The following is a 13,288-nucleotide window of genomic DNA, read 5'->3' on the forward strand; positions in this document are numbered from 1 at the left end:
GATCACAGCGTAGAGCGACCCGGTCGCGGGACGGGACACCGACGCCCGCGGCGGAGTCAGTGCGCGCTGAGCGCGGCGAACCGGTCCAGCAGGCCCTGCGGGGCGTTGTCCTCGAAGCACAGCGCCAGGTTGTCGGCGGCCTCCCGCGCGGCTTCGGCGCTGCGCGGGAACAGGTCCCGCTCGTACGCGGCGAGGGCGGCCTCGACGTCGCCGGGGTGCGCGGCAATCGCCTTGCCGAGCTCGGCGCCGTCGAGCATCGCCAGGTTGGCGCCCTCGCCGGCGAACGGCGACATGAGGTGCGCGGCGTCGCCGACGAGCGTCACGCCGGGCACGCGGTCCCAGCGGTGCCGGATCGGCAGCGCGGTGATGGGGCGGGGGACCAGCGGGCCGTCCGCCTCGGTGATCAGGGCCTGAAGCTCGGGCGCCCAGCCGGCGTACTGCTCGACCAGCGCCGCCTTGGCCTTGCCGGGGTCGGTGAAGTCGACGGTCGACGCCCAGTCCTGCGGCACGGTGAGGGCGGCGTAGATGTGCAGGCTGCCGTCGGGCTCGCGGTGGGCGAGGAACCCCTTGCCGGGGCCGAGCGCGAACAGCATTCCGGTGCCGACGACGGCCGCCGGGCCGGGGTGGCGGGTGTCGGCGTCGCGCAGGTCGACCTCGACGAACGACACCCCGGCGTAGGCGGGCACGGCGCCGGACAGCAGCGGCCGGATCCGGGACCAGGCGCCGTCCGCGCCGACCAGCACGTCGGTGGTGACCGCCGGGCCGCCGGCGAACGTCAGCTCGTGCCGGCCGCCGCCGAGCGCCCGGACGCCGCCGACTTTGCGCCCCCACTGGACCGTCCCGGCGGGCAGCGAGTCGAGGAGCAGCTGCCGGAGCCGGCCGCGGTCGACCTCCGGGCGCCCGCCCTCGCCGTCGTCGGCCTCTTCCCGCCGGACGGTGTTGTGCCGGTCGAGGATGCGGGTCGCCTCGCCGCCGGCGTGGATGATCGCCTGGAACCGCTCGAACAGGTGGGCCTCGCGCAGCGCGACCTGGCCGTTGTAGTCGTGGATGTCGAGCATGCCGCCCTGGGTGCGGGCGGACGGCGACTCGTCCAGCTCGTAGACGGTGGCGGGGATGCCGTGGACGTGCAGGACCCGGGCGAGGGTCAGGCCGCCGAGTCCGGCCCCGACGATGCTGATGGTGGTCATGGCTACTCCTGACGGGTTGACGAACGCGTTCGTGACGAACATGTTCGTGATGGCTACGAAAAACGGACTACGGGATCGGCACGCGCAAACCTTCGATGATCGCGGACAGGGCCCAGCGCTGCCGCTGCCCACCGGTGCCGGCGAACAGCTCCTGCCGCGCCATCGCGATGTGCGGGTAGGCGTCCGCCGGCGCGTCGGCGACCGCCATGGCGAGGTCCTCCGCCTCCCGCTCGGCCTCGGCCGCCTCGGCCCGGCTGCCGTGCTCCGCGGCGGTGGCGGTCGCGTGCTGCAGCAGCAGGTCGACCCCCCACGCCGCCTGCCCGGCCGGCACGCCGCCGGCGTGCAGCAGCCCGAGGACGGTGTCGATCAGCCGCAGGTAGTTGGGCCCCGACGGGCGCAGCGTGAGCACCGACCGGGCGAGGCTCGGGTAGGCGAACAGCAGCTCCGTGTAGGCGGACAGCAGCGAGATGAGCCGCTCCCGCCAGGGCTGGCCGGGCGCCGGCCGGTCCACGCCGGCGAGCAGCTCGGCGAGCAGCTCGTCCAGCAGCGCCCCGTGCAGCTCCGCGGTGTTGCGGACGTACACGTAGAGCGACGCCGGCCCGGTCTCCAGCTCGGTGCCGAGCCGCCGCATCGTGACCCGCTCCAGGCCCTCGTCCTTCATGAGCCGCAGGGCGGTGGCCACGACGCTCTCGCGGCTCAGCGGCGCCTTGGCGGGCCGGCTGCGGCGGCTGACGGGACCTTGTCTCGGACTCACGAACACGATCGTAACGAACGCGTTCGTCAGCGCCCAGCGATCGTGACGGACGAGACGGTTTGCTCCCCCAGCGCCCGGCCGCCGCGGCGTTTCCCCGACCGGGGGCCGGGTAGCCGGGACGACATGACAGCATCGACGGCCACGCCCGCCCGGACCGCCCCGTCCGCGCCGCCCGCGACGGCGTCGGCCCTCGACACGGCGAAGGTCGCCCTCGCGGTCGTCGCCCCGACGCTGCTCCAGGGCGTCATCCGCCGGCGACCGCGGATGGTGCGCTTCGCGCGGCGGCTCGACGCCGACAAGCGAGCCGGGCGGCTCCTGCAGCGGCTGCGGCGCCAGTACGGTGGCAGCCCCCTGATGCTGAAGGTGCCGGGCCGGTCGTTCGCGGTGGTGCTGTCGGCCACCGACGTCGAGCGGATCCTGCGGGAGACCCCCGACCCGTTCACGCCCGCCACCACCGAGAAGCGCGCGGCGCTGCGCCACTTCCAGCCGCACGGCGTGCTCATCAGCACCGGCGAGGAACGCACCCACCGCCGCATGTACAACGAACGCGTCCTCGACACCCAGGAGACCGAGCACCGCCAGGCCGACGCGATCGTCGCCGCGATCCGCGACGAGGTCCGCCGCGGCGACCCGGCTGGCGACGCCCTGGACTGGCGCCGGTTCTCCACCATGTTCGCCCGGATCGCCCGCCGCGTCACGCTCGGCGAGGCCGCCCGCGACGACGAGCGGCTGACCCGCGAGCTCGACCGGCTGCGCGACGCCGCCAACTGGGCCTACCTGCGCCCCCGCCAGGAAGGCCTGCGGCAGCGGTTCCAGCGCCGCGTCGACGCGTACGTCGCCCGCGCCGAGCCCGGCAGCCTGGCCGGCATGATGGCCGGCACCCCGTCGACCACCGACGTCGACCCGGCCGGCCAGGTGCCGCACTGGCTGTTCGCGTTCGACGCGGCGGCGGCCACCGCCTTCCGCACCCTCGCCCTGCTCGGCTCGGACCCGTCCCGCGCCGAGACCGCCGCCACGGACCTGCGCTTCCTGGGCGCGTGCGTGCAGGACACGCTGCGCCTGTGGCCGACGACGCTCGCCATCCTGCGAGAGAGCACCCGCGAGACCGACTGGGACGGCGCCACCCTCCCGGCGCACACGTCGCTGATCGTCATGAGCTCGTTCTTCCACCGCGACGAGGGCATGCACTACGCCGACAGGTTCGCCCCCGAGGTCTGGCTCAGCGGCGCGGCCCGCCGCAGCCCGCAGATCTTCCCGTTCAGCGCCGGCCCCGCCGGGTGCGCCGGCCGCAACCTCGTCCTGCTCGTCACCACCACCCTGCTCGCCGAGCTGCTGCGCACCCACCGGTACACGGCCGTCCAGCCGCTGGGCCCGCCGCTGCCCGGCACGTTGGACCACACCCGGATCCAGCTCCGCCGGTACCCGATCGCGGCGTGATCGTTCAATACACGCGGACCGGCAGCGCCTACCGTTGCCGGTCATGGACGACTTCGCAAGCGGGGCGCTGGTCGCCGCTGTGCTGCGGTCCCTCACGGACGACGGCATCGCGGTCTCCACACCCGCGCCGGGCGGTGCGCTGGTCCCGCTGGCGGTGAAGCGCCGCCTGCTCGCCGACGTGGCCGCCACGCACGGGCTCCTGCCGCTGCTGCGCGTCGGGCTGATCCTGCCCCGCCTGCCGCCCGACCCGGCGATGTCTGCGCTCGCCGCCGCCACCGGCCCGCAGGACCTGTTCGCCCGCTGGGCCAGGCTCGAACGGTTCGTGCACTCCCGCCACCGCGTCGTGGTGCACTCGTCGGGGGAGCGCACCCTCACCGCGTCCCACACCGGCCCCGCCGACGAGCCGCCCACGCCCGCCGAGGACGCGTTGGTCGCCGGTGTACTGGTGGCGCTGCTGACGGCCACCGGCGTCCACGGACTCTCCCTGACGTTCGGTCCGTGGCCGGTCTACGCCGACGGGACGTTCACCGCGCCGCCACCCGACCACCGAGGCGGGCCGTGGCACTTCACCTGGACCTCGGTCGCCGCGCCCCCGGCGCCGTCGCGGGCCGGGACCGACCCGGCGCGGGCGCTGCTGGCCGGCGACCTCGTCCGCCGCTGGACGCTGCGCGACCTGGCCGCCGAGCTCGGCATGTCACCGCGCACCGTGCAGCGCCACCTGCGCGCCGAGGGCGGGTTCAGCGGGCTGCTCGCCGCCGCCCGCGCCGACGCCGCCGCGGGCCTGCTCATCGACACCCGGCACGCGCTCGGCGTCGTCGGCTTCGCCAGCGGCTACACCGACCAGCCCCACTTCACCCGCGAGTTCCGCCGCCGGACCGCGATGACCCCCGCCGCCTTCCGGTCGGCGTTCGCCCGTCCACTGGCATCCGCCCTTCCAGCGGCATCCGCCCGTCCGGTGGCATCCGCCCGCCCAGCGGCTTCCGCCCTTCCAGTCGCGTTCGCCCGCCCAGTACAGGAGACACCGCAATGCACCTGAACGACCGGACCGTCCTGATAACGGGCGCCAGCCGCGGCATCGGCCGGGAGCTGACCCGGCAGGCGGTCGCCCGCGGCGCCCACGTGGTCGCCGTCGCCCGCGGCTTCGACGGCCCCGCCGGCGACCGCGTCACCCACTGGCCGATCGACCTCGCCGACCCAGCCGCCGTCGCCGACCTCGCCGACCGTGTCACGCAGCGGCACCCCGACCTGTCCGTGGTCTTCAACAACGCCGGCGTGCAGACCCTGACCGACTTCCTCACCGAGGACCCGCGCGACCTGCGCCCGGTGCTGCGCCGCGAGATCGCCGTCAACCTCGACGCGGTCGTCGCCCTGTCCACCGGCCTGCTGCCGCACCTGCGCCGCCAGCCGTCCGCCGCGATCGTCAACGTCACCACCGGCCTGGCCCTCGCCCCGAAGCGCTCCGCCCCGGTGTACTGCGCGACGAAGGCCGCCGTCCGCTCCTTCACCCGCGCCCTGCGCTACCAGTGCCAGGACGCCGCCCCGCACGTCCGCGTCGTCGACGCCGTCATGACCCTCGTCGACACGGACATGACCAGCGGCCGCGGCGCCAACAAGATCACCCCCGCGGCGGCCGCCGCGTCCATATTGGACGGTCTCGCCCGCGGCACCGACGAGATCCTCGTCGGCAGGTCCAGGCTCCTGCCGCCGATCATGCGCCTGTCACCCGCCCTCGGCCACCGCATCCTGCGCAACACCTGACCTCATGGCGTCTCCCACGCCGGAATCCGGGTGCCGGCCGGGCCGCCCGGCGCATACCCTGGCCGGCGGCGGCCGAGACGGGGAGGTGACGGCGGTGGCGCGCAGGAGCCCGCAGGAGAAGAAGGCGCTGAGCTACGCCAAGGACCGGCGCAACGACTACGGCGAGAACGACAAGAGCTCCCGCAAGAACATCCGCCGCAACAAGCGCCACCCGAACCGCGCCGACCGGCACCGCTCGCACCAGGTCCTTGCCGCCGCGACCGGTCCCGCCTCGGCGACGGCGTCGGAGGCCGCCGAGACGAAGCTGCTCGCCAAGAAGTCGATGTGGCTCACGAAACGGTGGCGCAAGTACCGCGACGCGCCGCTCGCCGACATGCTCACGTTCCAGCTGCGCCGCCGCGCCCGGCTCGGCATCGACGCACCGTCAACGGCCGAGGCCCGCATCGACCGCATCCGCGGCGCCCGCGACCGCGCCGGCTGGCGGTAGGTCCCCTCACAGGTCCCGCAGGTGCAGCAGCGACCTGAGCCCCAGGTCGCGGCGCAGCCGCGCGTCGTCGAGCGCGTCGACGAGACTGGCGAACCCGACCCAGCCGGCGCCCGCGCCGTCGACCATCGCGCGGACCGTCCGCGCCTGGCTGCCGGTGTCCACCCAGTCGTCGACGGCGAGCACCCGGTCCGCCGGCCGCACCAGGTTGCGCCGGAAGCCGAGCTCCAGGTGCCGGTCCCGGTAGTCCGGCGGCGTCGTGCGACGGATCCACTGGTCGCTGTCCCCGGCCGGCGCCCGGTCCTTGCGCACCTCGACGAACCCGACCCCCAGGTGCAGCGCGACGAGCGGCCCGACCAGCGACCCCCGCGAGTCCGGCCCGAGCACCACGGTCGGCTCCGCCCCGGCGAACAACCCCGCCAGCGCCGGCCCGAGCAGCCTGAGCAGCTCCGCGTCCCGCCACCAGCCGGTGATGTCGGCGTACCGGCTCTCGTCGGTCCGGTCCCCCCGCCACACGAACGCCTCGCGGAGCCTGGCCCTGACATCCACCACCCCGCCCGCAGCCACGCCCGGAGTGTAGGCGCCGCCGCACGGCGGCCGGCGAGCCGGTGCGGTGTGCCAGACTCGGTGCCGTGCTCGACTTCGTCTCCGCGGAAGGCGGCCGGTGGCACGGTCTGCTGTTCGCGAACCAGGCCCTACCGCCGCGCCTGACCTGGTGCTTCGACTTCCGGTTCGAGGACGTGCCCGACGATGACGACTTCAACCCGCTCAGCCTGACCGTCGAGTGGATGCCGGCGCCGACGGACAGCTGGCGCCGGATGGGCGGGCTGCACCTGACGAGCGCCGCGTTCACGGACCCCGCCGAGGCGACCGTCTACCACTGCATCCACCACCGGTTCGAGGCCGTCGACCTCCGGCTGGGCGAGCAGGACGGGCCGTCGCTGCGAGCGGCGGTGTCCCTGTCCGGCGACGTCGACCGCCTGGGCGTCGACCCCGTCCACGCCGACGCCACGCTCACCTTCGCCGGCATGCTCGTGGCGCTGCCGGGCGTCACGGCGCCGGACGACGCGCTCGCCCGGCTCGCGGAGTTCACCGACACCACCGGTCTCGTCCTCGACCCGTCGGGTGCGACCGCGGCCCTCCGGTTCGTGCCGTCCGCCTGACGCCGGCGGCGCTCGCCGCCGACCCGTCCCGGCCCGCTGCGCCTGCCGTCAGAGGGTGAACCGCAGCCGTGACGGCTCGCCGCGGGTCAGGCGGTCCGCGTGCTCCGCGGTGTTGAGCACGTCGGCGAGGGAGGCGCCGGCGGCGAGGCGCTCCGCGACCTCCGCCTCGGTCGCCATCACCTGCGCGGCGGCGGTGAGGCGGGCGACGGCGACGGCCGGGTCGAGCACCACGATGCCGTCGTGGTCGGCGATGACGATGTCGCCGGGGTGGACGGGCACGCCGCCGCAGCTGACCGTGGCGCCCAGGATGCCGGGCTTCGTCGTGGTGCCCGCCTTCGGGGTGACGTGCCGGCTGTAGACGGGCAGCCGGCACCCGGACACGAACCGCAGGTCACGGTAGCCGCCGTCGACGACGATCCCGGCCATGCCCTTGCCCAGCGCGACCCGTGCGAACAGCTCACCGGCGAGGGCGGTCTCGCGGCCGCCGCCGTCGACCACCAGTACATCACCCGCCGACGCGAGCTCGATCGCCTGGATCACGCCGAAGAAGTCGTCCCGGCACCGGACCGTGACCGCCGGGCCGCACAGGACGGGATTCGCCGACCGGCAGCGCAGCGCGGGCGACATGACCCGCACGTCGTCGCCGACGTCGCACAGCGCCGTGGTGTCGACTTCGGCGGCGAGGCGGCGGATCTCATCCATCATCCCGCGACGGTACCGCGCGGCGCCGGCTACTTCCGGTCGACCTGAGCGCAGGGCGTCGCGTGCTGCCCGGCCGGTGCCGACATCGTGACCACGCTGTCCCGGAAACCGACGGTCAGCTCCAGCGCCAGCCAGCCGCACGCCCAGCGGCTCACCACGGCCGTCGGGCTGTCCGTCGGCCGGATGTGCTGCGCCATCCAGGTGTTGGTCTCGGCGGCGATGTCGTCGGTGACGATCGCCCGAACACACGCCTGCAGCAGCTGGAGCCCGTCGGGCGCCTGCCGGGTCGAGGCCATGATGTCGACCCGGCACTCGATGGTCCGCAGGTGCCGGTCCTTGTCGTAGACGATGGTGACCCGCCCGTCGGCGCTCGTCGTCTTCGGCTCGGCGCTGGGCAGCGGTTGCCCGTCGGCGCCGAACACGTCGCCAGGCAACGCGATCTCGGTCGAGGTCGTGCCCTCGAGCAGCCCTTCGCGGACCTGCGGTCCGTAGGCGGGGCGGAACCGGTGCTCGATCCGGAAGTCCCAGTCCTGCACCGTCAAGGGGAAGGCCGCGAGCCCCTGCTCGTCGTCGCCGCACTGGCCGGGCCGGGCGTCGCGACACGCCGCACCGGTCGGCCTCGGCTCCAGTACCAGCGCGGACGGCGTCGCGGACGTCTTCGGCGCGACGGCCTCCGGCAGCGAGTGCGTGGTGCCGCCGAGCCGCACGTACACGACGGCCCCGACCACGACGAGCGCCGCCACGACCGCCGTGACCAGCCAGATCCACCGCGACCGCCCCGGCGCCGCCGGCAGCTCCTCGTCGGTCCCCGCCTCGCCGAACCCGGTCTCGTCGCCCCGCTCGTCCATGCCCCCCGCTTGTCGAATGCCGCGCATCGACAACAGTAGTGGACAAAGCCTCGCAGCGGTGTCCGCCTTGCTTCAGAACAGCGCCTGCTGCCCCGGGAGCGGGTCGTCGTCGAGCAGACCGTCGAGCCACCACAGGCGGAGCCCTTCGGCGTCCCTTGTCAGCCACGTGCCGTGCTCCGCTGACCGGCGGACGTCGCGCTGCGGTGCCGGATACTCGATGACGGAGCGCACGCGCAGCGTGGCCGTCGACAGCAGCAGGTGCTGCTCCAGTTCCGTCTCGTGGTCGTCCAGGTTGTACGCGGCCAGCACCAGCGACTCGCTGACCGCGGTGGACGCGAGCAGGCACGCGCCCGGGTCCGTGGGCTTGTCGGCCGCGACGGCGTTCGTGGCGACGTCCCGGACCGTGAGGCGGGTCCCGTCGCGGGTGCTGGCCAGATACCGGGGTTCCGTGCGGTGCAGGTCGGTGAGCGTCACGTCGGGCACCGGCCGGACCGCGATGCCGGCGGTCGTGGGGCGGGCCAGCCAGCTGCGGTCGCCGGCGAGACCGGTCCAGTCGCCGCGTGGGTCGTCGATCCAGGTGGACCAGCCGGGGTGGACACCGAGGAGGGCCTCGCCGATCAGGCGGCCGGTGGCGGTCTCCCGCGCGCCGAGCCGATCGCCGGCCAGGGTCCACAGGACGCCGCGCCCGTCCAGGTGACACTCGGTGACGCCATCGAGGGCCTTCCGCCACACCTGCCGGCCGTGCAGGTCCTCAACCGTGACGACGCCATCGGTGACGGTGCCGAGGTGGGTGCCGTCGCTGGACACCACGCCGCAGCCGCCGTCGACGGTCGCCCTGGCGTGCAGCCGCCGGCAGAGGAGGCGCGTGGCGTCGTCGTCCGGGTCGGTGACCAGCCAGCCGCCGCCGGCCACGGGCCTGACCTGGCCGGATGCCGCCCCGACGCAGGACTCGGCGATCAGTCTGGGGCGCATCCGCAGCACGATACGGCTATCGTGCTGCGATGAGCCGGTGGGCGTGGGTGAGGTGTGGGGTCGCGCTCGCCGCCACCATCGGGATCGCGCTGCCGACCGCCGGGATGACGATCCTGCGCGGCGACGCGCCCTGGTTCTTCGTGGGGATGGTCGCTGCGTCCGCCGGGCCGGCCTGGCTGTACGCGTGGCTGGTGCGTACACCCGTCATGTCGGTCCTGGTCGGCGTCGCGTACGTGCTGATCGACGTGCTGCTGCCGATCCCCGGATACCGCGAGGCGTTCGTGACCGGGGCGGGCGCGGGCGGCTGGCTGTTCTGGTACGACGGCCTCCTCGGCGTGCCCCTCGCCTGGCTGTCGTTCCTGGGCGGCTGGGGCATCGATGCCCTGATCAGGTACTCCACGCCGCCGCGACCCGACGTGCCGCGGCGCGGGTGAGCTGAAGTCTCAACCGGCGGTTCAACGGTACGGTTGACAGGCATGAACCGTGGGAACGCAGCATGATCCTGCCGAAGATCCGGGATCCCCGCTTCATCACGATCCGGCGCGGCGGGACGCTCACCGACGACGACCACCACCTGCTCGCGCTGTGGGCCGCCGTGTGCGCGGAGCACGTGCTCGGCCACTTCGAGGCGGCCCGGCCGGGGGACCTCCGGCCACGCCGGGCGATCGAGGCCGCCCGGGCGTGGGTGCGGGGCGAGGTGAAGATGATGGAGGCCCGGGCGGCGGGCGGGCACGCGATGGGGGCGGCCCGGGACCTGCGCGGTGCCGCGCGGCACGCCGCGTACGCCGCCGGGCAGGCCGCGGTCGTCGCCCACGTCGCCGCGCACGAGCTGGGCGCGGCCGCCTACGCCATCAAGGCCGCGCGGGCGGCCGCACCCGATGGCACCGGCGGCGCGGCGGCGCGGCAGGAGTGCCAGTGGCAGCGGGACCAGCTGCCGGACGCCATCCGCGAGCTCGTCCTCGACGACCAGCGACTGCGCAACGACATCTGCTGGTCGGTGTTCGAGTGCTGAGGCCCGCCCAGCCCATGGACCGCCCGGGCACGCCGGTCCGCGCGTTCCCCCGTGAACGTCAGAAGGTGTACGGGGTGTCGTACGACGGCAGGAGGACCCGGGTGCGCGGTGAGGCCTCGCGGATCGCGGCGACGAACGCGTCGAGCTTGGCCGCGTCGCCGGCCGCGACCGCCGGCGGGTTGCGCAGCGGGGTCTCGAAGTTGTCCCAGTGCACGGGCACGACGACCCGCGGGTGGTCCAGCGCCGCCAGCAGCCGGCGGGTGTAGTCGTACACGACGCCGGCCGATGGCAGCGCGACCATCGCCACGTCAGGAGCGAGGCCGGTCAGGTTGCGTTCGACGAAGTCGCTGCCGCCCATGAAGAACAGCTTCGGGCCGCCGGCGACCGTCACCTGGTACGCGAGGGTGTCGCCCTCGGGCAGGTCGCCGATCGTCCGCGGCGCCGCGGGAGGGGTGAGCCGCACGCCGGGGAACGCGAGGGAGTAGGCGGCGTTGCGGCTGTGCAGCGACGCGACCACCTCGACGGTGTAGTCGCCGAAGTCGAGGTGCTCGCCGCCCTTGACCGGGACGGCCTGGCCGCCCGGCACGCCCGAGGCGAGCGCGAGGTGGTAGGCGGTGAGGGTGCCGAGGATCCGCGCCCCCGGGACGGTCTTCGCGATGTGCGGCACGTCGTTGAAGTGGTCCCAGTGGGTGTGCGTGACGAGCACCGTCTCCGCCGCGCCGACCCGCGAGCCGATCGCGTCGGCGTCGACCCGCAGCGGCGTCGCCGGGTCGAACGCGCCGGTGAACAGGCCGGTCGGGAAGCGGGTGAGGTAAGGGTCGACGAGCACCGTGCGCCCGTTGACGTCGATGCGCCAGCCGGAGGTGCCGAACCACCGCAGCGTCGCGGTGCCGGTCCGGCCCGCGGGGGCGGCGACCGCGGGCCGCGCCGCGGCGACCCCGGTGGCGGCGACCCCGGTGGCGACGGCGGTACGGATGAGGGCGCGGCGGTTCAGATCACGTGTTTCGGACATGACGCCCACCCAAGCACCGGCGCGGCCGGGCTGTCCAAGACCAGCCCACCGCACCGCCCATACGCGACTGGATATCAGCGCTGGTCACGCAGCATGCCGACGGCTACGGCCGCGGCGCGGCCGAGTGCGGAGTCCACGTCGATGCGGGGCGTGCGGCCGCCCCCGTCGACGAACACGGCCACCGCGTAACGCCCGCCGTCCGGGTACTCCACGACACCGATCTCCATCGCGAGCCCCGGCAGCGTGCCGGTCTTGCCGGCCACCCGTACCGGCGCCGGAAACCCCGACCGGAGCCTCGTCCACGACATCTGACGGTCCATCAGCTCCCGGACCGCGGCACACGCCGCCGGCGGTCCCGCCTCGTCACGCCAGAGCATGCCGAGCAGCCGGGTCAGCTCCTCCGGCGTGCTCGACGTCGTGCGCCGCGGGTCGAACACGCGCAGCGCCGCCACCCGCTCCGGCGGCAGCGTCGGGAACAGCCGCGCGAACTCCGCGTCGTCGCGGGCCCCGATGTCGGCGAACATCGACTCCAGCATCTGCCGCGGGCCGCCGACGACTCGCGTGCGGTCCAGGCCGAGCTCCGCGGCGAGCAGCGCCAGCAGGTCCGGGCCGCCGAGCCGGTGCAGCAGCACGTCGGCGGCGGTGTTGTCGCTGATGGAGATGGCGAAGTACGCGAGGTCCCGCAGCGACAGCTCGACGTCGTCGGCGCACCCGGCGGTACCCCAGCCGCCGAAGCGGTCGCCGGCACCGACGACGACGCGCTCGGCCGGGTCGAGCGCCCCCGACGCGACCTGCCGGGCGAACTCGAGGACCAGCAGCACCTTGACGATCGACGACAGCACGACCTGCTCGCCGGCGCCGACCCCGACCGTGCGGCCCGAGTCGATGTCCCGCGCGTGCAGCCGGCCCCGCACCCCGGCGGCGGCGAACGTCTCCTCGATCAACATAGGGTCAGCCTATGGCCGACCTGTCCAGGCATCTGCGGTACTTCCTCGTCGTCGCCGAGGAGCTGCACTTCAGCCGGGCCGCCGAGGTGCTCGGCATCGCCCAGCCGCCGCTCAGCCAGGCGATGCGCCGGCTGGAGCGCGAGCTGGGCGTCACGCTCTTCGACCGGCTGCCGCGCGGCACCGAGCTCACCGACGCCGGCCGCGCCCTGCGCGACGAGGCGGTCCAGTTCCTGGCGGCCGAACGGCGGCTGCGGGCGCTCATGCACAGCATCCGCGACGGTGACCTCGGCACGCTGCGCGCCGGCGTGCCCCCGGAGACGCCGGCCGCAGCGCTCGGCGAGCTGCTGCGCCGCCTCGGCGAGCAGGCGCCCGGCGTCGACGTCGACCTGCAGGAGCTCACCACCGCCGAGCAGCTCGACCTGCTCGCCGCCGCCCGGCTCGACGTCGGCCTCGTCCACCACCCGGTCGACGCCGCCGACCTGCGCCGCGGCCCGGTCACCCGGGTCCGTCTCGGCGTGGTGCTGCCGCGGGTCTCGCCGCTGGCCCGGCTCACCGAGGTCACCGCCGGTCAGCTCGCCGGGCAGGGTCTCGTCGTGTTTCCCCGGGTGACGGCGCCCACCTGGTACGACACCCTCCTCGGCCAATGCCGTGACCTCGGCTTCGTGCCGGCGCGGGTGCGGCACGCCCGCAACCCCGAGTTCCTGTGCGGGCTCGTCCTCGCCGGCCTCGGGGTGGGCCTGGAGCGCGAGGACACCGTGCGCCGCGAACCCCGCGTCGCGTGGCGCCCGCTCGCCGGTGACCCGCTGTGGCAGGAGACGTCGGCGGTGTGGCCGCGCCGCGCCCCGCACCCGGCCGCCGCCCGGTTCGGCGAGCTGGCCGGCGCCGTGCTGCGGCCCCGCGCCGACGGCCCCGGCCGCATCCTCGGCTCGCCCGGCCCGTGGTCCGTGGTGTTCGACAAGGCGAACACGCCGGCCCTCGACCCGTAGCCGCGGAAGTCGGTTGCCGCGGGCGG

The 13,288-nt window shown here is 74.8% G+C and carries 16 protein-coding genes; 8 read left to right on the forward strand and 8 right to left on the reverse strand.

What is annotated here, in order from left to right:
- Positions 1 to 56 precede the first annotated feature (56 nt).
- Together ABZ321_RS08635 and ABZ321_RS08640 are read right to left on the reverse strand one after the other, a co-directional pair.
- Positions 57 to 1,187 (reverse strand): NAD(P)/FAD-dependent oxidoreductase, encoded by a 1,131-nt coding sequence (locus ABZ321_RS08635; protein ID WP_354890278.1) that lies wholly within the window; start codon positions 1,185 to 1,187, stop codon positions 57 to 59.
- 67 nt (positions 1,188 to 1,254) lie between these two features.
- On the reverse strand, positions 1,255 to 1,941 hold the full coding sequence (locus tag ABZ321_RS08640; RefSeq protein WP_354890280.1) for a TetR/AcrR family transcriptional regulator C-terminal domain-containing protein: 687 nt from the start codon (positions 1,939 to 1,941) through the stop codon (positions 1,255 to 1,257).
- A 123-nt stretch (positions 1,942 to 2,064) separates the two neighbouring features.
- On the opposite strand from ABZ321_RS08640, the gene ABZ321_RS08645 reads away from it, so the two are divergent.
- The 4 genes from ABZ321_RS08645 (at position 2,065) to ABZ321_RS08660 (ending at position 5,623) form a co-directional block, all read left to right on the forward strand.
- The gene (locus ABZ321_RS08645) at positions 2,065 to 3,378 is read left to right on the forward strand and encodes a cytochrome P450 (RefSeq protein WP_354890282.1); all 1,314 of its coding nucleotides are present in this window, start codon (positions 2,065 to 2,067) and stop codon (positions 3,376 to 3,378) included.
- Positions 3,379 to 3,421: 43 nt separating this feature from the next.
- Entirely contained in the window at positions 3,422 to 4,414 is a 993-nt protein-coding gene (locus tag ABZ321_RS08650; RefSeq protein ID WP_354890285.1) for an AraC family transcriptional regulator, read from the forward strand.
- Positions 4,405 to 5,136, forward strand: coding sequence for an SDR family NAD(P)-dependent oxidoreductase (locus ABZ321_RS08655; protein ID WP_354890287.1), 732 nt, complete (start codon positions 4,405 to 4,407; stop codon positions 5,134 to 5,136). The genes ABZ321_RS08650 and ABZ321_RS08655 overlap by 10 nt, the downstream gene beginning before the upstream one ends.
- 94 nt (positions 5,137 to 5,230) lie before the next feature.
- A complete protein-coding gene (locus ABZ321_RS08660) occupies positions 5,231 to 5,623 on the forward strand; it encodes a hypothetical protein (protein WP_344507511.1) in 393 nt (130 codons plus the stop codon).
- 6 nt (positions 5,624 to 5,629) lie between these two features.
- On the opposite strand, the gene ABZ321_RS08665 is transcribed toward ABZ321_RS08660, so the two are convergent.
- On the reverse strand, positions 5,630 to 6,187 hold the full coding sequence (locus ABZ321_RS08665) for a phosphoribosyltransferase family protein (RefSeq protein ID WP_354890289.1): 558 nt from the start codon (positions 6,185 to 6,187) through the stop codon (positions 5,630 to 5,632).
- A gap of 65 nt (positions 6,188 to 6,252) precedes the next feature.
- Here ABZ321_RS08665 and ABZ321_RS08670 point away from each other — a divergent pair, with 65 nt between their 5' ends.
- Positions 6,253 to 6,783 (forward strand): hypothetical protein, encoded by a 531-nt coding sequence (locus ABZ321_RS08670; RefSeq protein ID WP_354890291.1) that lies wholly within the window; start codon positions 6,253 to 6,255, stop codon positions 6,781 to 6,783.
- Between the two features lie 48 nt (positions 6,784 to 6,831).
- Here the strand turns inward: ABZ321_RS08670 and ABZ321_RS08675 are convergent, their stop codons facing one another.
- The 3 genes from ABZ321_RS08675 to ABZ321_RS08685 form a co-directional block, all read right to left on the reverse strand.
- Entirely contained in the window at positions 6,832 to 7,488 is a 657-nt protein-coding gene (locus ABZ321_RS08675) for an RraA family protein (protein WP_354890293.1), read from the reverse strand.
- Between the two features lie 26 nt (positions 7,489 to 7,514).
- A complete protein-coding gene (locus ABZ321_RS08680; protein ID WP_344507519.1) occupies positions 7,515 to 8,333 on the reverse strand; it encodes a hypothetical protein in 819 nt (272 codons plus the stop codon).
- A gap of 72 nt (positions 8,334 to 8,405) precedes the next feature.
- Entirely contained in the window at positions 8,406 to 9,305 is a 900-nt protein-coding gene (locus ABZ321_RS08685; RefSeq protein ID WP_354890295.1) for a hypothetical protein, read from the reverse strand.
- A 29-nt stretch (positions 9,306 to 9,334) separates the two neighbouring features.
- Here ABZ321_RS08685 and ABZ321_RS08690 point away from each other — a divergent pair, with 29 nt between their 5' ends.
- Together ABZ321_RS08690 and ABZ321_RS08695 are read left to right on the forward strand one after the other, a co-directional pair.
- Positions 9,335 to 9,739 (forward strand): hypothetical protein, encoded by a 405-nt coding sequence (locus ABZ321_RS08690; RefSeq protein ID WP_344507522.1) that lies wholly within the window; start codon positions 9,335 to 9,337, stop codon positions 9,737 to 9,739.
- 62 nt (positions 9,740 to 9,801) lie between these two features.
- Complete coding sequence (locus ABZ321_RS08695) at positions 9,802 to 10,317, forward strand: putative immunity protein (protein ID WP_354890297.1); 516 nt, start codon at positions 9,802 to 9,804, stop codon at positions 10,315 to 10,317.
- A gap of 58 nt (positions 10,318 to 10,375) precedes the next feature.
- Here ABZ321_RS08695 and ABZ321_RS08700 read toward each other — a convergent pair whose 3' ends face one another.
- Positions 10,376 to 11,329: an MBL fold metallo-hydrolase gene (locus ABZ321_RS08700; RefSeq protein ID WP_354890299.1), complete on the reverse strand. Its 954-nt coding sequence runs from the start codon at positions 11,327 to 11,329 to the stop codon at positions 10,376 to 10,378.
- 74 nt (positions 11,330 to 11,403) lie between these two features.
- On the reverse strand, positions 11,404 to 12,276 hold the full coding sequence (locus tag ABZ321_RS08705) for a serine hydrolase (protein ID WP_354890301.1): 873 nt from the start codon (positions 12,274 to 12,276) through the stop codon (positions 11,404 to 11,406).
- Positions 12,277 to 12,287: 11 nt separating this feature from the next.
- Between ABZ321_RS08705 and ABZ321_RS08710 the strand changes: the two genes are divergently transcribed.
- On the forward strand, positions 12,288 to 13,262 hold the full coding sequence (locus ABZ321_RS08710) for a LysR family transcriptional regulator (protein ID WP_344507530.1): 975 nt from the start codon (positions 12,288 to 12,290) through the stop codon (positions 13,260 to 13,262).
- The last annotated feature ends 26 nt before the right edge of the window (positions 13,263 to 13,288 follow it).

Source organism: Dactylosporangium sp. NPDC006015 (assembly GCF_040614215.1).
In the GTDB taxonomy this organism is placed as follows: domain Bacteria; phylum Actinomycetota; class Actinomycetes; order Mycobacteriales; family Micromonosporaceae; genus Dactylosporangium; species Dactylosporangium maewongense.

What these genes read in the sequence shown, in the direction of transcription:
- ABZ321_RS08675 (WP_354890293.1), bottom strand. Translation starts at nt 7,488, where the DNA reads ATGATGGATGAGATCCGCCGCCTCGCCGCCGAAGTCGACACCACGGCG.
- ABZ321_RS08645 (WP_354890282.1), top strand. Translation starts at nt 2,065, where the DNA reads ATGACAGCATCGACGGCCACGCCCGCCCGGACCGCCCCGTCCGCGCCG.
- ABZ321_RS08690 (WP_344507522.1), top strand. Translation starts at nt 9,335, where the DNA reads ATGAGCCGGTGGGCGTGGGTGAGGTGTGGGGTCGCGCTCGCCGCCACC.
- ABZ321_RS08700 (WP_354890299.1), bottom strand. Translation starts at nt 11,329, where the DNA reads ATGTCCGAAACACGTGATCTGAACCGCCGCGCCCTCATCCGTACCGCC.
- ABZ321_RS08685 (WP_354890295.1), bottom strand. Translation starts at nt 9,305, where the DNA reads ATGCGCCCCAGACTGATCGCCGAGTCCTGCGTCGGGGCGGCATCCGGC.
- ABZ321_RS08695 (WP_354890297.1), top strand. Translation starts at nt 9,802, where the DNA reads ATGATCCTGCCGAAGATCCGGGATCCCCGCTTCATCACGATCCGGCGC.
- ABZ321_RS08680 (WP_344507519.1), bottom strand. Translation starts at nt 8,333, where the DNA reads ATGGACGAGCGGGGCGACGAGACCGGGTTCGGCGAGGCGGGGACCGAC.
- ABZ321_RS08710 (WP_344507530.1), top strand. Translation starts at nt 12,288, where the DNA reads ATGGCCGACCTGTCCAGGCATCTGCGGTACTTCCTCGTCGTCGCCGAG.
- ABZ321_RS08705 (WP_354890301.1), bottom strand. Translation starts at nt 12,276, where the DNA reads ATGTTGATCGAGGAGACGTTCGCCGCCGCCGGGGTGCGGGGCCGGCTG.
- ABZ321_RS08650 (WP_354890285.1), top strand. Translation starts at nt 3,422, where the DNA reads ATGGACGACTTCGCAAGCGGGGCGCTGGTCGCCGCTGTGCTGCGGTCC.
- ABZ321_RS08655 (WP_354890287.1), top strand. Translation starts at nt 4,405, where the DNA reads ATGCACCTGAACGACCGGACCGTCCTGATAACGGGCGCCAGCCGCGGC.
- ABZ321_RS08635 (WP_354890278.1), bottom strand. Translation starts at nt 1,187, where the DNA reads ATGACCACCATCAGCATCGTCGGGGCCGGACTCGGCGGCCTGACCCTC.